19 protein-coding genes and 2 pseudogenes are annotated in these 17,604 nt (G+C 60.6%); 13 read left to right on the top strand and 8 right to left on the bottom strand.

What is annotated here, in order from left to right; genetic code table 11:
* Positions 1-67: 67 nt before the first annotated feature.
* Positions 68-1,147, bottom strand: coding sequence for a patatin-like phospholipase family protein (locus tag EAH74_RS18585; protein ID WP_140680317.1), 1,080 nt, complete (start codon positions 1,145-1,147; stop codon positions 68-70).
* Positions 1,148-1,395: 248 nt separating this feature from the next.
* Between EAH74_RS18585 and EAH74_RS18580 the strand changes: the two genes are divergently transcribed.
* Genes EAH74_RS18580 through EAH74_RS18565 form a run of 4 tightly spaced genes read left to right on the top strand, consistent with a single transcriptional unit; the run spans position 1,396 to position 4,009 of the window.
* Positions 1,396-1,704 carry a PepSY domain-containing protein gene (locus EAH74_RS18580; protein ID WP_140680250.1) on the top strand — a complete coding sequence of 103 codons (309 nt, stop codon included), beginning with the start codon at positions 1,396-1,398 and terminating at the stop codon, positions 1,702-1,704.
* On the top strand, positions 1,704-2,027 hold the full coding sequence (locus EAH74_RS18575) for a PepSY domain-containing protein (RefSeq protein WP_140680249.1): 324 nt from the start codon (positions 1,704-1,706) through the stop codon (positions 2,025-2,027). Before EAH74_RS18580 ends, EAH74_RS18575 begins: the two co-directional genes overlap by 1 nt.
* Positions 2,028-2,030: 3 nt before the next feature.
* A complete protein-coding gene (locus EAH74_RS18570) occupies positions 2,031-2,699 on the top strand; it encodes a response regulator transcription factor (RefSeq protein WP_140680247.1) in 669 nt (222 codons plus the stop codon).
* A complete protein-coding gene (locus tag EAH74_RS18565) occupies positions 2,696-4,009 on the top strand; it encodes a sensor histidine kinase (RefSeq protein WP_140680246.1) in 1,314 nt (437 codons plus the stop codon). The genes EAH74_RS18570 and EAH74_RS18565 overlap by 4 nt, the downstream gene beginning before the upstream one ends.
* Before the next feature lie 124 nt (positions 4,010-4,133).
* Here EAH74_RS18565 and EAH74_RS33910 read toward each other — a convergent pair whose 3' ends face one another.
* Entirely contained in the window at positions 4,134-4,889 is a 756-nt protein-coding gene (locus EAH74_RS33910) for a methyl-accepting chemotaxis protein (RefSeq protein ID WP_430539788.1), read from the bottom strand.
* Between the two features lie 102 nt (positions 4,890-4,991).
* Positions 4,992-5,138: pseudogene (locus EAH74_RS33905) on the bottom strand (HAMP domain-containing protein); the annotation flags it as partial.
* Between the two features lie 1,471 nt (positions 5,139-6,609).
* Here EAH74_RS33905 and EAH74_RS18555 point away from each other — a divergent pair.
* The 3 genes and pseudogenes from EAH74_RS18555 (at position 6,610) to EAH74_RS33895 (ending at position 9,780) form a co-directional block, all read left to right on the top strand.
* Positions 6,610-7,926: a Na+/H+ antiporter family protein gene (locus EAH74_RS18555; protein ID WP_161990870.1), complete on the top strand. Its 1,317-nt coding sequence runs from the start codon at positions 6,610-6,612 to the stop codon at positions 7,924-7,926.
* 171 nt (positions 7,927-8,097) lie between these two features.
* A pseudogene (locus tag EAH74_RS33900) lies at positions 8,098-8,874 on the top strand (cache domain-containing protein); the annotation flags it as partial.
* Between the two features lie 84 nt (positions 8,875-8,958).
* Positions 8,959-9,780, top strand: coding sequence for a methyl-accepting chemotaxis protein (locus tag EAH74_RS33895; RefSeq protein ID WP_371922184.1), 822 nt, complete (start codon positions 8,959-8,961; stop codon positions 9,778-9,780).
* Between the two features lie 129 nt (positions 9,781-9,909).
* Here the strand turns inward: EAH74_RS33895 and EAH74_RS18545 are convergent, their stop codons facing one another.
* Positions 9,910-10,845, bottom strand: coding sequence for a LysR family transcriptional regulator (locus tag EAH74_RS18545; protein ID WP_140680242.1), 936 nt, complete (start codon positions 10,843-10,845; stop codon positions 9,910-9,912).
* A gap of 227 nt (positions 10,846-11,072) precedes the next feature.
* On the opposite strand from EAH74_RS18545, the gene EAH74_RS18535 reads away from it, so the two are divergent.
* The 3 genes from EAH74_RS18535 to EAH74_RS18520 all read left to right on the top strand — a co-directional run bounded on the left by EAH74_RS18535 (position 11,073) and on the right by EAH74_RS18520 (position 12,342).
* The gene (locus tag EAH74_RS18535; RefSeq protein WP_140680241.1) at positions 11,073-11,567 is read left to right on the top strand and encodes a DMT family transporter; all 495 of its coding nucleotides are present in this window, start codon (positions 11,073-11,075) and stop codon (positions 11,565-11,567) included.
* Positions 11,568-11,569: 2 nt separating this feature from the next.
* Positions 11,570-12,022, top strand: a complete 453-nt coding sequence (locus EAH74_RS18530) for a DMT family transporter (RefSeq protein ID WP_140680240.1) — start codon at positions 11,570-11,572, stop codon at positions 12,020-12,022.
* Between the two features lie 155 nt (positions 12,023-12,177).
* Complete coding sequence (locus tag EAH74_RS18520; protein WP_140680239.1) at positions 12,178-12,342, top strand: metallothionein; 165 nt, start codon at positions 12,178-12,180, stop codon at positions 12,340-12,342.
* Between the two features lie 26 nt (positions 12,343-12,368).
* On the opposite strand, the gene EAH74_RS18515 is transcribed toward EAH74_RS18520, so the two are convergent.
* Together EAH74_RS18515 and EAH74_RS18510 are read right to left on the bottom strand one after the other, a co-directional pair.
* Positions 12,369-12,647, bottom strand: coding sequence for a hypothetical protein (locus EAH74_RS18515; protein ID WP_123368413.1), 279 nt, complete (start codon positions 12,645-12,647; stop codon positions 12,369-12,371).
* 38 nt (positions 12,648-12,685) lie between these two features.
* The gene (locus EAH74_RS18510) at positions 12,686-12,913 is read right to left on the bottom strand and encodes a DUF6555 family protein (protein ID WP_008152143.1); all 228 of its coding nucleotides are present in this window, start codon (positions 12,911-12,913) and stop codon (positions 12,686-12,688) included.
* A gap of 145 nt (positions 12,914-13,058) precedes the next feature.
* Between EAH74_RS18510 and EAH74_RS18505 the strand changes: the two genes are divergently transcribed.
* The 3 genes from EAH74_RS18505 to EAH74_RS18495 all read left to right on the top strand — a co-directional run bounded on the left by EAH74_RS18505 (position 13,059) and on the right by EAH74_RS18495 (position 15,258).
* The gene (locus EAH74_RS18505) at positions 13,059-13,844 is read left to right on the top strand and encodes an AraC family transcriptional regulator (RefSeq protein ID WP_140680238.1); all 786 of its coding nucleotides are present in this window, start codon (positions 13,059-13,061) and stop codon (positions 13,842-13,844) included.
* Positions 13,845-14,099: 255 nt separating this feature from the next.
* Positions 14,100-14,273, top strand: coding sequence for a DUF1427 family protein (locus EAH74_RS18500; RefSeq protein WP_081744004.1), 174 nt, complete (start codon positions 14,100-14,102; stop codon positions 14,271-14,273).
* A gap of 28 nt (positions 14,274-14,301) precedes the next feature.
* Positions 14,302-15,258, top strand: a complete 957-nt coding sequence (locus tag EAH74_RS18495; protein ID WP_140680237.1) for a quinone oxidoreductase family protein — start codon at positions 14,302-14,304, stop codon at positions 15,256-15,258.
* A gap of 110 nt (positions 15,259-15,368) precedes the next feature.
* On the opposite strand, the gene EAH74_RS18490 is transcribed toward EAH74_RS18495, so the two are convergent.
* Both EAH74_RS18490 and EAH74_RS18485 read right to left on the bottom strand, forming a co-directional pair.
* Positions 15,369-16,391, bottom strand: a complete 1,023-nt coding sequence (locus EAH74_RS18490) for a purine-nucleoside phosphorylase (protein ID WP_140680236.1) — start codon at positions 16,389-16,391, stop codon at positions 15,369-15,371.
* Between the two features lie 24 nt (positions 16,392-16,415).
* A complete protein-coding gene (locus EAH74_RS18485; RefSeq protein WP_111452431.1) occupies positions 16,416-17,372 on the bottom strand; it encodes a nucleoside-specific channel-forming protein Tsx in 957 nt (318 codons plus the stop codon).
* Between the last annotated feature and the right edge of the window lie 232 nt (positions 17,373-17,604).

The following is a 17,604-nucleotide window of genomic DNA, read 5'->3' as shown; positions in this document are numbered from 1 at the left end:
TCGCCGCGGCGATGTGGGCAGGCGGCGAGTTTAACAGTTTGCGTTTGGCGTTGCGGGAAAACACTGACTAAAGGGTCAGCAAGCGCTCCCCGAGGCGACCGCTGGCAGCCAGTTCGAGGAACTCATCGCCCATACGACGGCTTTCATCCATCGTCGCGCGCCAGTATTTCTGCCGGCTCGGGGCATCGCCCATGAAGCGTTTGAAGTCGTTGCGGTCCGGGAGTTTGCCGTAGGGCAGGCGCGCCAGGTAATCCTTCGACGGCGCCAGCAACAAGACATCCTGCAAGCGCGCAGGGCACGCGCGGCGCCATGGCAGGGTCTTGTCGAACCAGCCGGGAATCACCCGGTCTGTGAAATGCGGATAGAGCACTATGTCGTTGCCGCTGTAGGGCAGGTCGAGGTGATAGTCCAGCAGACCGCCATCGCGAAACGTCCCGGCACCGGCCCCCGGCAAATCACGCACGCCTTCCATCACCATCGGGATCGAGCCCGACGCAAGCAAGGCCTGGCGCAGGTTGCCGGCCTCCAGCGTAACGAAGCGCGAGGGGAAATCGTTGAGTGCATTGACCGGCGGTGCCAGGCGCGGATCGTGAATGATCAGCCGTTCGAAATGTCGCGACAGCCGCGCGCGGCCCCGCAGGTTGTCGGCGATCACCGATGACAGGCCCAGCCCCAGTCGGCCGCGATGATCGTCCGCCAGCAGGCCGTGGCTTTTGACCACCATGATGTTCAGTCGGTAATGAGCGTTGTCCAGAATCGAGGCATCGCGGCCATCAAGCAGCTCATCGAGCATGCGCCGGGAGCTCTGGCTGATCTGCGCCATGGTCACGCCCTTGGCGAAGTTCTGTTCGGTGTAGAGGTGACCGAGGCGGCGGATACCTTCGGCGGCATCCGGCAGACACGCGCTGGCAAAGCGCCAGGAACCCACCGAGGCACCGATCAACGAGCGCTCCCGCGGTGCCGCCGGCAGCCATTCACCGAACAACGCCAGGTCCAGACCTTGAATCCCCAACGCCTTGGGACCACCGGCGGCACCCGGCAGTGTGCCGACATCGGCGGCGCTCAAACCGTTTTCACGGATGCGCGCCAAGGCGCGAGGGCCGGCCTTGAGGATTAAGGAGGGGAACTTGATGTGGATAGCGGTCATACCGGTCTCGATGTCTGGCAAGCGGGGGATTATAGACATGCACAATCAATGTGGGAGCGAGCCTGCTCGCGATTGCGGTAGGTCAGCCAGCATTAATACCGACTGATACACCGCAATCGCGAGCAGGTTTTGTGCAGGGCGGTGATGTCGTGTTGCCATCCCCAATGATGGCAATTCAGTTTCAATTAAGTTCGCCCCGTTAAGGTGCACTCCCTAGGCAACACATAAAAAAATACGGAGACACCCCCATGAAAACCCTTACTGCCCTGTTCACCGCGTCCATCATCGGCATGACCGCCAGCATCGCCCACGCTCGCGACCTCGGTCCCGACGAAGCCCTGAGGCTGCGCGACGCTGGTACCATTGTGTCTTTCGAGAAGCTCAACGCCACCGCTCTGGCCAAACATCCCGGCGCCAAGATCACCGAAACCGAGCTGGAAGAAGAGTACGGCAAGTACATCTATCAGGTGGAATTGCGCGACCCTCAGGGCATTGAGTGGGACCTGGAATTGGACGCCGTCAGCGGGCAGGTTCTCAAGGATCATCAGGATACGTAATGAAGGTGTTTTCTTTTTCACAGCGGTGCACGAGAGGTCGAATGGCCCTGGTGCTTCTGGCTTTTTGCTCGGTGGCCATGGCCCGCGACCTGGACCAGGACGAAGCCCTGCGCCTGCGTCAACAGGGTGTGATCCTGCCGCTGGAGCAGATGTTGCAGCAGGCGCTGGACCGCTATCCCGGGGCCAAATTGCTGGAAGCCGAGCTTGAAGAGAAACACGACGTCTATGTTTATGAAGTCGAGTTGCTGACCACCGAAGGCGTGGTCCGCGAACTGGACCTCGACGCCACCACCGGCCAGTTACTGAAAGACAAGGAAGATTGATCGATGCGTTTGCTTCTGGTGGAAGACCATGTGCCGCTGGCCGACGAACTGATGGCCGGCCTCAACCGTCAGGGTTACGCCGTGGACTGGCTGGCCGACGGTCGCGACGCGGTGTATCAGGGCAGCAGCGAGCCTTATGACCTGATCATCCTCGACCTCGGCCTGCCGGGTTTGCCAGGGCTCGACGTGCTGACGCAATGGCGGGCCGCTAACCTGTCGACGCCAGTGCTGATCCTCACCGCCCGTGATTCCTGGGCCGAACGGATCGAAGGTCTCAAGGCCGGTGCCGACGATTACCTGACCAAGCCCTTCCACCCCGAAGAGCTGCACTTGCGCGTCCAGGCGCTGTTGCGCCGTTCCCATGGTCATGCCAACCAGCCGACGCTCAAGGCTGCCGGACTGCACCTGGACGAAGGCCGCCAATGCGTGACCCGCGACGGCGCCGACATCCAGCTCACCGCCGCTGAATTTCGCCTGTTGCGTTATTTCATGCTGCACCCCGAGCAGATCCTGTCCAAAAGCCACCTCGCCGAACACCTCTACGACGGTGAAACCGAGCGCGATTCCAACGTGCTCGAAGTCCACGTCAACCACCTGCGGCGCAAACTCGGGCGCAGCGTCATCGAAACCCGTCGCGGCCAGGGTTACCTGTTCGGCGGGCAAGCCCAATGAGGTCGATCCAGCGCCGCTTGAGTCTGGGGCTGATCAGCGTGATGGTGATCGTCGGCCTGGTGCTGGCGCAGACCAGCCTGTGGCTGTTCGAAATGGGTTTGCAGCGCTACCTCGAAGCCGGGCTGCGCGACGACAGCGAAAACCTGTTGGTGGCGTTGGTACGTGGGCCGCAGGGTTTGCAGCTGGATGAGCGGCACCTGTCGCCGGCCTATCAGCGACCGTTTTCCGGGCATTACTTCCGCATCGATTTTGCCGACAGCCATTGGCGCTCCCGTTCGCTGTGGGATCAGGAACTGCCGCGTCTCGACCATGCCGGCCTGCACAGCAACCTGCAATTGGGGCCGGAAGGCCAGCAATTACTAGTGCTGCGTTCAGACTATCGACGGCTCGGCCAATCGATTTCCATCAGCGTGGCCCAGGATTACACGCCGGTGCGCGAGAGTTTCCAGCGCATGCGGCAAGTCGGATTGGGCCTTGGGCTGGCAGGACTGCTGCTGATTCTGCTGCTGCAACGGATTACGGTTCGCCGAGCCTTGCGCCCGCTGGAAAAGGCGCGTGAGCAGATCGCCCAGTTGCAGCAGGGCCAGCGCTCGCAACTCGATGATCAGGTGCCGGTAGAGCTTGAACCGCTGGTGGCGCAGATCAACCATTTGCTGGCGCACACCGAAGACAGCCTCAAGCGTTCGCGCAATGCGCTGGGCAACCTCGGTCACGCCTTGAAAACCCCGCTGGCGGTGTTGTTGAGCCTGGCCTCAAGCGAGAAGCTCGATGCGCAGCCGGAACTGCGCAAGGTCATCAAGGCGCAGCTGGAACAGGTCCAGCAGCGACTCAATCGCGAGCTCAATCGCGCACGGTTATCCGGCGATGCGTTGCCGGGGGCGTTGTTTGATTGCGATGCTGAATTGCCGGGGTTACTGGCGACGTTGAACATGATTCATGGTGAGCATCTGGGCCTCCGCTACGGTGCACCGGCCGGTTTACAACTGCCTTGGGATCGCGAGGACTTGCTCGAACTGCTCGGAAACCTGCTGGACAACGCTTGCAAGTGGGCGGACGCCGAGGTTCGGTTGAGCGTGGTCGAGACCGCCGAAGGGTTTGAGTTAAGCGTGGAAGACGATGGGCCGGGGATTCCGGAAAACCAGCGCGATCAGGTGTTCGGCCGGGGTACGCGACTGGATGAACAAACTGAAGGACATGGGTTGGGATTGGGAATTGTGCGGGACATCGTCGATACGTGGGGCGGGGTGTTGCGGTTGGAGGAGAGTGAGTGGGGCGGGTTGAGGGTTGTCATCGAATTACCCAAACGCTGAGTAACCTGTGGGAGCGAGCTTGCTCGCGATAGCGCCGGAACATCCAACATCAATGTGACTGACAAATCGCTATCGCGAGCAAGCTCGCTCCCACATTGGATCTTCAGTGGGTAATGAAATTGGGTTACACGCGAAACTGATCCATCAAACTCTGCTGCTGATTCGCCAGGCTATTGAGCGACTGACTCACCCGCGCCGATTCATTCGCCTGCCCCGACAGCGACTCCGTCACATCCCGAATCGTCGCCACGTTGTTGTTGATCTCCTCGGCCACGGCGCTTTGCTCTTCCGCAGCACTGGCGATCTGCAGGTTCATGTCGCTGATTACCGTCACCGCCTCACCAATCTGCCGCAGAGCCGTCACCGCCTGACCCACCTGTTCGACACTGCCCTGAGCCTGACGATGGCTACTGTTCATCGAACCGACCACGTCCTGAGTGCCGCTCTGCAACTGCTCAATCACCAGACGGGTTTCTTCGACAGACTCCTGGGTCCGGCGTGCCAGGTTGCGCACTTCATCGGCCACCACGGCAAAACCGCGCCCGGCTTCACCGGCACGAGCGGCCTCGATGGCGGCGTTGAGCGCCAGCAGGTTGGTCTGTTCGGCGATGGCCCGAATGACTTCCAGCACCGAACCGATCTTCTCGCTATTGGCCGCCAGGCCTTCGACCTGGACCATCGCCGCGCTCATGTCGGCGGCGAGGTTGTCGATGCTGGTGGTGGTGCGGTCGATCACGGTCAAACCGCGACGGGTGGCCTGATCGGCATCCCGCGCCGCCTGTGCCGCTTGTGCTGCACTGCGCGCGACGTCTTGAGCGGTGGCGCTCATTTCGTGGGAAGCGGTAGCGACCTGATCCACCTGACGGTATTGCTGCTCCATGCCGGCGCTGGTCTGGGTGGCGATGGCGGACGACTGATCCGCCGTGCTGCGCGCGTCCTGCACCGAGCGTTTGACCTCGGCAATGATCGGTTGCAGCTTGTCGAGGAAGCGGTTGAACCAGCCGGCCAATTGGCCGAGTTCGTCCTTTTTGTCGTAGGCCAGGCGGCGGGTCAGATCGCCTTCGCCGCTGGCAATGTCTTCGAGCATGTGCGCCACACCCAGGATCGGCCTGGTCACGCTGCGGGCCATCAGCCACACCAGCAACAGGCCAATCAACGCGGCCAGCACACCCAGGCCGAGTTCGACCAGGGTGTCGGCGGTGTTGCTTTCATCGAGTTGCTTTTTCAACGCTTCGGCGGGGCCGACCAAGACTTTCTCCGGCACCTCGAGCAACACGCCCCAGGACTTGCCACCGGGAATCGGTTGGAACGGCGACAGCACTTTGAGCTGTTGATTGTTGTGCAGGCTTTCGGTCTTGCTGCTGGCGGCGAGCATGCGGATCAGCTCGGCACCGTTGGTTTTGTCCACAGTGTCCAGGCGCTGGCTGAGTTTGCTGGCGTCCGGGCTGTAACCGGCCAGCAAACCGACCGGGCTGATGATGCTGACGTTGGTCTGGCCGTCATAGAGCTTCTTGCTCGCACCTTGGCTGACGGCTTGCAGGCTGTTGAGGTTGATGTCCACCGACAGCGAAGCGATGACTTTGCCATTGACCATCAACGGGAAAACGATGCTGGTCATCAGCACGTTCTGGCCGTCGATCACGTAGAAGTAGGGTTCGATCACGCAGGGCTTGAGGGTCGTGCGCGGGCAGGTGAACCAGGCGTTGGCCGGTTCGCCGCTGGGGCCGGTGCTGGTGTCGGCCATGTCGCTTTCCGGTAGCGCCATCGACGTCACCTTGCCAGGCACAGGTTGCGACCAGTACAGGGCAAAACGGCCCTTGTCGTTGCTGCCCAGCTCGGCCTGGCCGGCGAACAGATCGTCCTTGCCGTCCAGCGCGTTGGCTTCGAACACCAGCGAGAGGCCGAGCAGTTCCGGGTTGGCTTGCAGGGCTGACTTGACCTGACGCGTCAGGTCTTCACGCAGGTCAAAGGCATCGAGGAAGCGCTTCTCGGCCTGGTCGCGCAGGAACAGCACCTGACGCGAAAAGCCGTGGCCATATTGATAGGCATCCATGAACTGCTGGCGAATCCCCAGCGCCTGGTTTTCACCCTGGGATTCGATCCGGGCCTGGGCCGCTTCGGTGAGCATCTCCATGCTGGAGGCTTTCACCATCTCGGAGCTGTGCTCCATGCGATACAGCGAAAGACCCACCAGCAGGGTCACGATGCCGGCCAGGCACAGCCCGGCCAGCAGGGTGATTTTCCATTGAATGGAAAGTTGTCTGAGCGACATGGAGACGTCCTTTATTCGATAAATATCTGAGACTTTGCACTGTAGCGGCCGCGATTCGGCTTTCTTTATGCAGTTGTCTGAATATCGACTCTCACCCCGTAGGAGCTGCCGAAGGCTGCGATCTTTTGATCTTTACGTTCTTGATGGCGCCGGAAGATCAAAAGATCGCAGCCTTCGGCAGCTCCTACTGGGATGGGTGTTGGCTTTGACAAGGTGGCAGCGGTCCGGCACAGTGCGCGCCCTCTAATAAAACCCTCTCATTTAATCCGCTGGCGGCTCTTTGCAGACTGCCGGCCGGACTCTTTCCGTTTGCCTTGAGGTAACGATGATTAATGCTGTAATTGCCGCGGTCGGCGTCATGCTGATCCTTAGCCTGTCCCGCGTGCACGTCGTAATCGCGCTGATCGTGGGTGCCCTGGTGGGTGGTTTGACCGGTGGCCTGGGCATCGACGCGACACTCAAAGCCTTCAACAGTGGCCTCGGTGGCGGCGCGACGGTCGCGTTGTCCTACGCATTGCTCGGCGCTTTCGCCGTGGCCATTGCCAAGTCCGGCCTGGCACACGCGCTGGCAGACAAAGCCTTGCTGATGGTCGACCGCCAGCACGCCAGCGGCGGCGGTCAGGTCAAATGGCTGTTGATCGGTTTGCTGTGGGTGGTGGCCATCGCGTCCCAGAACATTCTGCCGATACATATCGCCTTTATTCCGCTGCTGGTGCCGCCACTATTATATGTGCTGACCAAGTTGCAGCTGGACCGCCGACTGATTGCCTGCGTCATGACCTTCGGCCTGATTACGCCGTACATGTTCTTGCCCGTGGGCTTCGGCAACATCTTCCTGAATGAAATCCTGCTGGCCAACGTTGCCCGTAGCGGGGTGGACATCAGCGGCATCAACGTCACCCATGCCATGGGGATTCCGGCCTTGGGCATGGTCGTCGGGCTCGTGGCAGCGTTCGTCAGCTACCGCAAGAAGCGGGTTTACGATCTGGAAAAGATCGAGCAAGTCGAACAGGTCGCGGTGCAGTACAACCCGCTGAGCCTGATGGTCGCCGGTCTGGCCATCGCGGTGGCGTTCATCATTCAGCTGTTGTTGGACTCGATGATTATTGGTGCGCTGGCAGGCTTTCTGATTTTTTCGGTGTCGGGGATCGTGAAGTGGCGTGAAACCGACGACCTGTTCACCGAAGGCATGAAGATGATGGCGATGATCGGTTTCATCATGATCGCCGCGTCCGGTTTTGCCGAGGTGATGAAAGCCACCGGCGAGGTGCAGACACTGGTCGAAGCCTCGGCTTCGTGGATCGGCCACAGCAAAGGCATTGGCGCGTTGCTGATGTTGTTGGTCGGCCTGTTGGTGACCATGGGCATCGGTTCGTCGTTTTCCACTGTACCGATCCTGGCAGCGATTTTTGTGCCGTTGTGCGTGCAACTGGGCTTTAGCCCGATCGCGATCGTGTGCATCGTCGGGACTGCCGGCGCGCTGGGCGATGCCGGTTCGCCGGCGTCGGACTCGACCCTCGGCCCGACTTCGGGCCTGAACATCGACGGCCAGCATCACCACATCTGGGACACCGTGGTCCCGACCTTCCTGCACTACAACATTCCGTTGCTGGCGTTCGGCTGGGTGGCGGCGATGGTGCTCTAAACACATTTCCCCTGTGGGAGCGAGCCGGCTCCGGGCGGCGTTCCGACGAAGGCGGCGGCACATTCAACATCCCGGAGCCGGCTCGCTCCCACAATGACCGCATTCAACTTTTGATCCTGCGTGCCGTTAAAGCCTTTAACCACGCCAATAAAATCAAAAGAGTGAACCGTCATGCGCATGAGCCTGAAGGCTAAAGTCCTGTCCCTTGCCGTTCTCCCGGTGTTGCTCTTTGCGCTGGTCATCAGCCTGACCACGTTGTTCATTCTGCAGGAGCAGGCCCGCAAGGAAGTCGAGGAAACTCGCCAGCGCCTGCTCAGCGATGCCAAGGCAACGCTGCAAAGCTACGTCGCCGTGGCCATGACCACAATAAAACCTCTTTACGATGCGGCCGCCCCCGGTGATGACGCGGCGCGGGCCCAGGTGGTCAAATTGCTGTCGAGCATCACCTACGGCAAGGACGGCTACTTCTTCGGCTACGACTCCAACACCGTGCGTCTGTTCAAGGCCAGCAGCCCTGAAGGCGTGGGCCAGAGCTTCAAGGACAACCGCGATCCGAATGGCGTCTACGTCAACCGCGACCTGGTGAAAGTCGCCAAGGACGGCACCCACTACCTGCAATACAGCTCGCCGCTGCCCGGCAACACCCAAGTGCTGGTGCCGAAACTGGGCTACACCGAATACCTGCCGAAGTGGGACATGGCGGTCGGTACTTCCGTGAACCTCGACGGTATCGAAGCGCAAGTCGCGCTGGTTCAAGCCAAAGTTCAGGAGCGCATGGAAGGCGTGGTGCTGAGCATCGTCGGGATTGCCGCCGTGGTGCTGTTGGTGATTGCCGCTGCCGGGATGCTGCTGGCCAACACGATCCTGCGTCCGCTGAACCTGATGAAAGCCAATCTCGATGACATCGCGGCGGGCGAGGGTGACCTGACGCGTCGCCTCACCATTACCAGCCAGGATGAACTTGGCGAACTGGCCGGCTCGTTCAACCGCTTCGTCGACAAGATCCACGGCCTGGTGCGCCAGATCACCGAAATGACTTCACAACTGACCGGGCTGGTGAATCAGGTCTCCGACCAGGCGCAGCGCTCGGATCAGGCCATGGAGCGTCAGCGTCACGAGACCGATCAGGTCGCCACGGCGATCAACCAAATGTCCGCCGCTGCTCAGGAAGTGGCGAAAAGTGCGCAAAACGCCGCGGTGGCTGCCCAACAGACCGACGAAGAAGGCCAGGCTGCCAAGCGAGTGGTGGCCGGCAGCATTGTGAAGATTCATGCGTTGGTGGACGACATTCGCAGCAGCGGCGTGTCTCTGGACAGCCTGCAAAAAGACGTCTCGTCGATTGTCAGCGTGCTTGGGGTGATCCGTTCGATTGCCGAGCAGACCAACCTGCTGGCACTCAACGCCGCCATCGAAGCCGCCCGTGCCGGTGAAGCCGGTCGTGGTTTTGCCGTGGTGGCCGACGAGGTTCGAGCGCTGGCCAGTCGCACACAAATCAGCACCCAGGAAATCCAGGGCATGATCGATCGCTTGCAGGCCGGCACTCAGTCGGCGGTGGAAGCAATGCGCCGTTCCAGCGAGGCCGGCGATGGCACGTCGGCTCAGGCCAACGAAGCGGGTGCATCGCTGGACACCATGGCCCAGCTGATCGGCACCATCAACTCGATGAACGCGCAGATCGCCAGCGCCGCCGAAGAGCAGACCGCCGTGGCCGAAGAGATCAACCGCAGCGTGCATCAGATCGCTGTGGCCGTAGACAGTGTCGCCGACGAAACCCAACTCGGTGCCCAGACGTCCCGCAGCCTGGCCGACCTCGGTCAGCGCCTGGGCAAACTGGTGGGGCAGTTCCGCATTTGATTGCACCGGTACAGAACCTGTGGGAGCGAGCTTGCTCGCGATAGCGTCGGCACATCCAGCATCAATGTGACTGATTAACCGCTATCGCGAGCAAGCTCGCTCCCACAGGGATTGTGGTGCCGACAGGTATTACGGTCTGTCCCAGTACGGCACGGTCCCGAAGCACTCCACGAAGAAATCAATCACCGTCCGCACCTTCACCGACAACCGTCGGCTCCCGGGCCACAGCACCGCAATCTGCTGCGGCTCAAGGCTGTTGGACACTTGATACGCCCCGAGCACCGGCACCAGCGTGCCGTTGCGCACCGCCTCACCAATCAACCACGACGGAAACATCACCAGCCCCAAGCCTTGTTCGGCGGCTTGGGTCAGGGTGTCGGCGTGGTTGCCGGTGATCGGTCCCTTCACCGACCAGGGCGTCCAGTCCTGCTGATCCTTGCGGAAAAACCAGCGTTGCTGGCCGGTCACGCCCTTGTAGGCCAGGCACTGATGCGCGGCCAGTTCTTCGGGATGTTGCGGCGTACCGTGACGTTCCAAATAGACCGGGCTCGCGGCGACTTGAAAACGCTGGGGCGCCAGAATCCGCGCCTGCATGCTCGAATCGTGCAGCGGGCCGATGCGAAACAGCAGGTCGGCGCCTTCCTGCAGCGGGTCGACGTAGCTGTCGGTCTGCTGGATATCCAGTTGCAGTTTCGGGTAGCGCTCGCAGAGCCGTCCCAGCCACGGCGTCAGGTGCCGCTGACCGAACACCACTGGCGCATTGATCCGCACCAGTCCGCTCGGTTCGCTTTGCTGTTCCTGCAGGGCCTGTTCGGCCTCTTCGAGTTGCACCAGCACCAGCCGTGCGTGATGACCGAGCATGCGCCCGGCTTCGGTGGGTGAGACGGCGCGGGTGTGGCGATACAGCAATTGCTGGCTCAGGGCTTGCTCCATCATTTGGATCTGCCGCGAAATCGACGAGGGTGCCAGGCCCTCGCGGCGAGCGACTTCGGAAAAACTGCCGTGATCCAGCACCGCTACAAACAGCCGAAGCGCCTTGAATCCCAGTTCGTTGAGGCCATGCATGAGGAATCCTGCTGTGCGAGTTGCGCAAAAGTGTTGTCAGGATGCTCCCATTTATCGCAAAGCGGCGCCACCCGATAATGCGCGCCATTCCAACTGAAATCCGACCCCCTCTGTAGGAGCTGTCGAGTGCAACGAGGCTGCGATCTTTTTATCTTGATCTTTAAAATCAAAAGATCGCAGCCTCGTTGCACTCGACAGCTCCTACAGGGGGATGCGAGGTGCTACTTATGCAAGCTGCGTTAAATGAACAAGCGGGTGTCATCGCGACGCCTGTCACCAAACCGGGGCTGCGACTGTTGCTGCTGCCGCTGGTGATTCTGGCCGGCATGGGCCTGTCCGTGGAGGCCGGTTTGCTCGGGCCGCTCGGGGTTCAGGTCGGGCACTTGTGGGCGACCTTGAGCATCTTCGGTGTCGGCTCGGCGATTCTGTTTTTGCTGTTGCTATTCAGCGGTCCGCAACAAGGGCCCGCTTTGAATGAGCTGCCGCGCTGGCAGTTGATCGGCGGGTTCCTGGGGCCGATGTACGTGATCGTGCTGACCTTGGCCACGCCGCACATCGGCATTGCCATGACGATGATCGCGATCCTCTCCGGGCAGGTCGGCAAAAGCGTGTTGATCGACCATTTCGGCTGGTTCGGCGCTACCCGCAAAAAGGTCAACGGTGAACGTTGGCTGGCCTTGCTGCTGATTGTCGCGGCACTTGTTCTGATCGCTCGGGGTTGATGATGAATCTGATTATTTTGTTGGCGGTGGTCGTGGCGGCCGGTGCGGTGCTGAGTGTTCAGGCGGCGATCAATGGCCGGTTGGGCGAAACGGTGGGCGTGTTGCGCAGCAGTTTGTTGACCTTCGTGGTTGGTGCAGTGATCACCGGGCTGCTGATCCTGTTTTTCGAGCCGGCCCATGCCGTGAGTGTGCTGGACGTGCCGAAATGGCAGCTCAGCGGTGCACTGTTCGGGGTGGTGTACATGATGGTGATGGTTGGCGCGGTGCCGCGGGTCGGCACGGCGGTGGCGACGGTGGCGGTGATCGTCGGGCAACTGGGGATGGGGATGTTGATCGATAACTTCGGCTGGCTGGGCAACCCGGCGATCGAGTTGTCCAGCAGCCGGATACTGGCGATGGTGTGTCTCGCGTTGGCGTTGCTGTTCATGTACCGCAGCAACACCCGACAGGCATAACGCTGATCCTCATGTAGGAGCTGCCGCAGGCTGCGATCTTTTGATTTTTTGTTTCCAAAGCAAGATCAAAAGATCGCAGCCTGCGGCAGCTCCTACACTGATAAGACGGTGCACATCGGCGGCACCAGACGACCACAACCAATGGAGTCAGACACATGATCAGCAGTGACAGTAAATGCGACTGCCCCAAATGTTCCTGCAAACTGGGCGAACATCCGATCGCGCGCCACGGCAAGCACTATTGCTGTGAAGCCTGCGCCAAGCACCACGAACATGGCGAAGAATGCGCCAGCAAAGGTTGCAAGTGCGCCAAGGGCTGACACCCGTCACGCACAAAACGTGGAGCCTATTCGGGCTCCACTTCCAGTTTCAGGCTTTGATCTTCCAGCCGTTCGGTATGGCGGATGATGCCATTGAGTCGTCGCCCATCCACCCTCACCAACACCGTTTTTGCCTGTTCCAGATCTTGCGGTATAGGTGACTGGACGCGTAGCGCGAAGCGGGTCGGGTCATGCTCGACTTGCTCAAGTCCAACCTGACACTCGGCGCTTTTGGTGATTCGACCGAACAGCGTATCGATACCGTAGTCGAGGTGTGCCGTGCTGGTAAGTTGCGTCGTTGTCATGCGCCGTTCCCTCCAAAGGTCCAAAGCTGCGCCATCCGTTAATTCGCCGGCCGCCACTTGACGTTTTCCACGCCGAATTTCTCCGCCATCGGCTTGCTGGTTTTTTGCACCTTCTCTCGGCCGAAGCGAGGGATTCTTCCGACCCCCGCGTCGCAACTTGCCCAATGCCAGGCCTCCGCGTTATCCATCTTGTCCAGGCGGATGATGAAAGACTTGGGCGCGCCATGAAGGGTGTATTCAATGACGAAAAGTTTTGCGTTGTTCATAGAGCCCGTATTCCTCCCTGTGGTAATACAAAGATCGTTGGGGTTACGGAAAATTCAGTCGAATTGTCAGATGGATGCCGCCCGTAGCGACAACCCCCGTGGCTCGTTACCATGCAATCTCTGAAACGCTCAATGATTGCTGCCCATGGCCCTTGCCACCCCTCCAGACCTGAGTGACACCGATGTGCCCGTGCAACCACTGGCGCGCACCTATCCGCGCGGCGTGTATATCGAGCCGCATGAACATGTCTGGGGGCAGTTGCTGTATGCAATGAGCGGGGTGATGTGGGTCGAGACGCCCCATGAAGCGCTGGTGGTGCCGCCGCAACGAGCGGTGTGGCTGCCGCCAGGTGTGCCCCACGGGATTCGCGTGGTTTCGGATTTACAGATGCGCAACATCTACTTGCGGCCCTCTTTGGCGGCGACGCTGGACGACACGGTTCAGGTGATCGAAGTCGGCGGACTGCTGCGTGAGCTGATCGTCGGGTTGGTGGAGCAGGGCGACGATGGCGCGCCCGAGTATTACGAAGCGCTGGTCGGCCTGGCGCTGCTGGAGCTTAGGCGAGCCAGGCGCTCGCTGCTGAAAATCCCCTTGCCGGATGATTCCGACCGACGCCTGATGAACCTGTGCCAGGCGGTCATGGCCGCGCCATCGCTGGACATTGCCTTCGAACAACACGCCGAAAACGCCGGTGCCAGCGTGCGTACGCTGGCGCGGCTGTTCAAGGACGGTTTGGGCATGGGCTTCGCCGAATGGCGGCGCCAGGTGCAATTGGCGACGGCGGTGGCGGAGTTGATCCAGGGCGTGCCGGTCAGTGCGATTGCCCGGGAGCTGGGTTACTCACCGAGCAGTTTCAGCGACATGTTTCGGCGGGAACTGGGTGTCGCGCCTTCGCAGTTTTCGGCGAGCCAGCGCAAAGCCGAGGCATAACAAAACCTGTAGCAGCTGGCGGAGCCTGCGTTCGGCTGCGCAGCAGTCGTGAAATCAGGCAACGCGGTGCTTCAGTTATACCGTGCATGCAGGTTTTACGACTGCTGCGCAGCCGAACGCAGGCTCCGCCAGCTGCTACAAGTTGCCTTGTGGCCGGCATTAGCGCTTTGGCCGATATTCGGAAGTACTTGGCCGGTGCTCGTCGCTACCGATCTTTAGACTCCGGGCATACCCTAACTAGCCACGGAGTCTGCCATGAGCTACCTCATCTCATTGGTCATCGGTCTGGGCGTCGGTTTGCTCTACGGCGCTCTGGATTTTCGTTCCCCCGCACCGCCGGCCATCGCGCTGGTAGGGCTGCTCGGCATGTTGGCCGGTGAGAAGTTATGGCCAATGGGCCGGCAACTGGTGGCTGGCTGGATCTCCTGAACCGTTTATTCATTCGAGGGAAACGCTCATGAAAGCACTGCAATTCGACAAGACCGGGGACCTCTCGGCCCTGCGCTACGTTGAGGTTCCCACCCCTGTCCCCGGCTCCGATGAAGTGCTGGTCCAGATCAAAGCCGCCGGCCTCAACCCCAGCGATGTGAAGAACGTGCTGGGGCGCTTTCCCTACACCACACTGCCGCGGATTCCCGGTCGTGATTTCGCCGGTGTGGTTGTTGAAGGCCCGCAGGCACTGATCGGCCAGGAAGTCTGGGGCACCGGCCGTGAGTTGGGTTTTTTCGCCGATGGCTCGCACGCGCAATTCGTCAAACTGCCGGCCAATGGTGTAGCGAATAAGCCGACCCATCTGAGTTTTGCCCAGGCTGCAAGCCTCGGCGTGCCGTACACCACGGCGTGGGATGCGTTGGAACGCAGTCTGGTGACGGCCCAAACCCGTTTGCTGGTGATCGGCGGCGGGGCGGTGGGCAGCGCGGCGTTGGCGTTGGCCAAGGTGCGTGGCGCTCAAGTACTGGCCGCGGCGCGGCGGCCGGAGCAGGTCAAGGATTTACAGGCCCAGGGGTATCAGACGCTGCAACTGGATAAGCCCGAGGATCTCGGTGCACAGGTAAATGCCGTGTATGCCGGCGGCGCCGATGTGATTTTCGACACCACCGGTTTCTGGCTCCCAGCCTCGGTTCCGGCGCTGGCCGCGTTCGGTCGCATCGCGATCATCGCCGCGCCTGTGGACGGCCTGGTGCAGTTGCCGGCCCTGGCGCTGTATCGCAAGGGCGGTTCGGTGGTGGGGATCAATTCGTTGTTGTACGGCGTCCAGGCGTGTGCGGCGATGCTTGATCAGTTCGGCACGTTCTTCGATCAGGGCTTGTTGCCGTTGCCCGAGGGTTTGTTGGAATCGCCGCTGGAGGAAGGGCTGGCGCGGTATGCCGAAGTCAGTCAGGGCCGCGGTGACAAGGTGATTTTGTTGCCGTGATTTGAAGGGCAAAAGATCGCAGCCTGCGGCAGCTCCTACATTGCATCGGCGTACACCTGTAGGAGCTGCCGCAGGTTCGGGCCGCGTTCGGACGATCTTTTGATTTTGCTTTATGCCTCGGGAACGCCGTTCTCCCACGCCGACCAGTTCTTCAAAATCTCCTGCACCAACGGATTCCCCGTCCGGTACAGGTTCTCCAGCGCCGGCACAAACCCGCCCTGATCCGCATACTTGAGCAGGTTATCCACCTCACTCTGGCCCGGCGCCGGCCGGTCAAAATCGGAACCGGCCCGCACCACCGCCAGCCGCTGGACATCGACCAAACCTTCACGACTCGCCCGCAGCAGCGCTTCGTAAGTGGAGTTGTCTTCCTGCTGCGTCGTGCAGTACTCACCGTTGTTATCGGTCAGCAGTTTGGTCCAGACCTCGGCGCGCTCACTCAACCGCGTCCCGGAATACCAGGTATTGCCCGCGAGCGTGTCGCACTGAGTCACCACCGGCGGCTGATTGGCCGGGGCCGACGGATACTTCATGCGCCACGCGGCCGATTCCTTGCTCTCGCTCAGCTCGACTTTGTGGCTGAGAGCAAAGGCCTTGGCCTGCAACTTCGGGTTGAGTTCGAAGACTTCGGTCTTGTAATCCAGTGGCGGCTTTTCATTCGGGCTTTTGGTGTTGATGCCGATATAACCGGTCGGCCAGTCTGCCGGCGCGTCCCGGGAATCCAGCTCCCATTGGGTGCCGAACTCCACCAGATAATGCGCCCACGCGGTGGTGCCAATGGTCCCGTGTTTTGGGCTGATACCGGCAATCCCGGCGATCAGAAAATAACTTTTACGCAGGTCGAATTTCGACGACAACGCCAGGGACAGCGTCGACGCCGCGGCGTTGGTCTGGCCCATTCCGGTGACCATCAGGCATACCTGCTGGCTGTTGCAGCGAACGGTCGGGTACTCGGCGGACAGCCCCGGCACCCGCACTTCCTGTTTGAGTTCCAGTCGATCAATCCAGTTTTGCGCCTCGGGGGCGAACATGGTGATCAACATCACTTTCGGCTGGATCGGCGCTTCAGTCGCCCAGGCCGTTGAGGAGAGCAGGGCGGCACAGGCCAGGGAAAGACGCGTCATTGCATGCATAAAAACTCCTGATTCAAACAAGACTTAAAACTGATAACCGACGCCGGCGTAGTAACCCCAGCCGTCGGAACGGGCGCGGAAGTTACCGTCGCCAAAATTCAACTCGCTGCCATCCTCCCAGTTGCCGCCGTTGTGGAAATAACGGCCGACCAAGGTGAACCGCAAGTGGGTGAACGAGTACAGCAAGACGTTGGTGGCGACGGTGGCGTTGGCGGTGCGAGCCGGGTTGTCCTTGTGCAAATCCGAGCCGAAGTCGAAGTTGGTAAACCCGATGTAGGTCAGTGACGCGCCGTTGCTGAAGCTGCTGATCGGCACGATGTATTTGAGTTGGGCGCGATAGCCATCCCACGAATACTCGTTGCTGGCGCCGTAGTTTTCCCACTGGTAGCGCCCATAGAAGTTGGCCGACAGGTTGACCCGCGAATGGGTGTCGATGTCGGTGCCCAAACCGCTGTACAGCGTATTGGCGCGGTTGGCGCTGTTACTGCCGTGGTCGTAGATCCAGTCGAAGGCGACGTACCATTCCTTGAACGGCCCGATGGCCAGGCTGCGGCCGGCGAGGTAATCGATGGAGATCCGCGGTTCGTGCTCCATGAACACCGGCGAGCCGTGGTCCCACACGCCTTTGTCATGGCTGTTGCCGATGTCGAAGATCTTCGGGATGTCGATGTAGCCGTACAACTCGAATGGCCCCTTGCGCCCGAAGTACTCGTATTCCAGGTAGATATCGTCGGCCGGTTGCGGGCCGAAACTGATGTCTTTGCTGCCAATGACAGTCAGGTCCTGATTGAACCAGTCCGAGAGGTACACGCCTTTTTTCGGTGGGCTCGCTTCGGGGCTGAGGCTTTCGCCTTGGGCGGATTCTTCGGCGGGGGCGGGTTGCGCCAAAACGGTGCTGCTGAGTAGTCCTGTAACGCTGGCCAGCAGCAAGGAAACAGCAAAAGTGCGCGAGCAAGTCACGCGGCTGGACGTGCGGTGCATTAAAAGTCCCTTTTCGTGCGGATCGAAGGCCCGGTTCTGCGGGCGTGCGCGGTTATGTAGCGAAAACGCTTGTATCAGCGACTCGCAAACGTTTGCACAAGACATACCAATTTTGCTCAAGACACGGAAAAGACTAGTGAATTGATGGTTTAACTGTCCTTTCGGTCAAGGATTCGCGGGGCCTCGGCGACGATGACGTTGATGTAGACTCTCGGGCAATGACTTCACAAGG

It is taken from the genome of Pseudomonas mandelii, assembly GCF_006438925.1.
Classification (GTDB): domain Bacteria; phylum Pseudomonadota; class Gammaproteobacteria; order Pseudomonadales; family Pseudomonadaceae; genus Aquipseudomonas; species Aquipseudomonas mandelii_C.
The sequence above is the reverse complement of the archived record's forward strand: the minus strand, read 5'-3'. Positions and strand labels throughout refer to the sequence as shown.

Bases quoted from the DNA above. Each gene is read 5' to 3' on its own strand.
- EAH74_RS18485 (WP_111452431.1), bottom strand. From the start codon at position 17,372: ATGCACCGCACGTCCAGCCGCGTGACTTGCTCGCGCACTTTTGCTGTT.
- EAH74_RS18510 (WP_008152143.1), bottom strand. From the start codon at position 12,913: ATGAACAACGCAAAACTTTTCGTCATTGAATACACCCTTCATGGCGCG.
- EAH74_RS18580 (WP_140680250.1), top strand. From the start codon at position 1,396: ATGAAAACCCTTACTGCCCTGTTCACCGCGTCCATCATCGGCATGACC.
- EAH74_RS18515 (WP_123368413.1), bottom strand. From the start codon at position 12,647: ATGACAACGACGCAACTTACCAGCACGGCACACCTCGACTACGGTATC.
- EAH74_RS18565 (WP_140680246.1), top strand. From the start codon at position 2,696: ATGAGGTCGATCCAGCGCCGCTTGAGTCTGGGGCTGATCAGCGTGATG.
- EAH74_RS18530 (WP_140680240.1), top strand. From the start codon at position 11,570: ATGAATCTGATTATTTTGTTGGCGGTGGTCGTGGCGGCCGGTGCGGTG.
- EAH74_RS18575 (WP_140680249.1), top strand. From the start codon at position 1,704: ATGAAGGTGTTTTCTTTTTCACAGCGGTGCACGAGAGGTCGAATGGCC.
- EAH74_RS18490 (WP_140680236.1), bottom strand. From the start codon at position 16,391: ATGCATGCAATGACGCGTCTTTCCCTGGCCTGTGCCGCCCTGCTCTCC.
- EAH74_RS33910 (WP_430539788.1), bottom strand. From the start codon at position 4,889: ATGGAGCAGCAATACCGTCAGGTGGATCAGGTCGCTACCGCTTCCCAC.
- EAH74_RS33895 (WP_371922184.1), top strand. From the start codon at position 8,959: ATGACTTCACAACTGACCGGGCTGGTGAATCAGGTCTCCGACCAGGCG.
- EAH74_RS18520 (WP_140680239.1), top strand. From the start codon at position 12,178: ATGATCAGCAGTGACAGTAAATGCGACTGCCCCAAATGTTCCTGCAAA.
- EAH74_RS18500 (WP_081744004.1), top strand. From the start codon at position 14,100: ATGAGCTACCTCATCTCATTGGTCATCGGTCTGGGCGTCGGTTTGCTC.
- EAH74_RS18505 (WP_140680238.1), top strand. From the start codon at position 13,059: ATGGCCCTTGCCACCCCTCCAGACCTGAGTGACACCGATGTGCCCGTG.
- EAH74_RS18570 (WP_140680247.1), top strand. From the start codon at position 2,031: ATGCGTTTGCTTCTGGTGGAAGACCATGTGCCGCTGGCCGACGAACTG.
- EAH74_RS18585 (WP_140680317.1), bottom strand. From the start codon at position 1,147: ATGACCGCTATCCACATCAAGTTCCCCTCCTTAATCCTCAAGGCCGGC.
- EAH74_RS18545 (WP_140680242.1), bottom strand. From the start codon at position 10,845: ATGCATGGCCTCAACGAACTGGGATTCAAGGCGCTTCGGCTGTTTGTA.
- EAH74_RS18535 (WP_140680241.1), top strand. From the start codon at position 11,073: ATGCAAGCTGCGTTAAATGAACAAGCGGGTGTCATCGCGACGCCTGTC.
- EAH74_RS18495 (WP_140680237.1), top strand. From the start codon at position 14,302: ATGAAAGCACTGCAATTCGACAAGACCGGGGACCTCTCGGCCCTGCGC.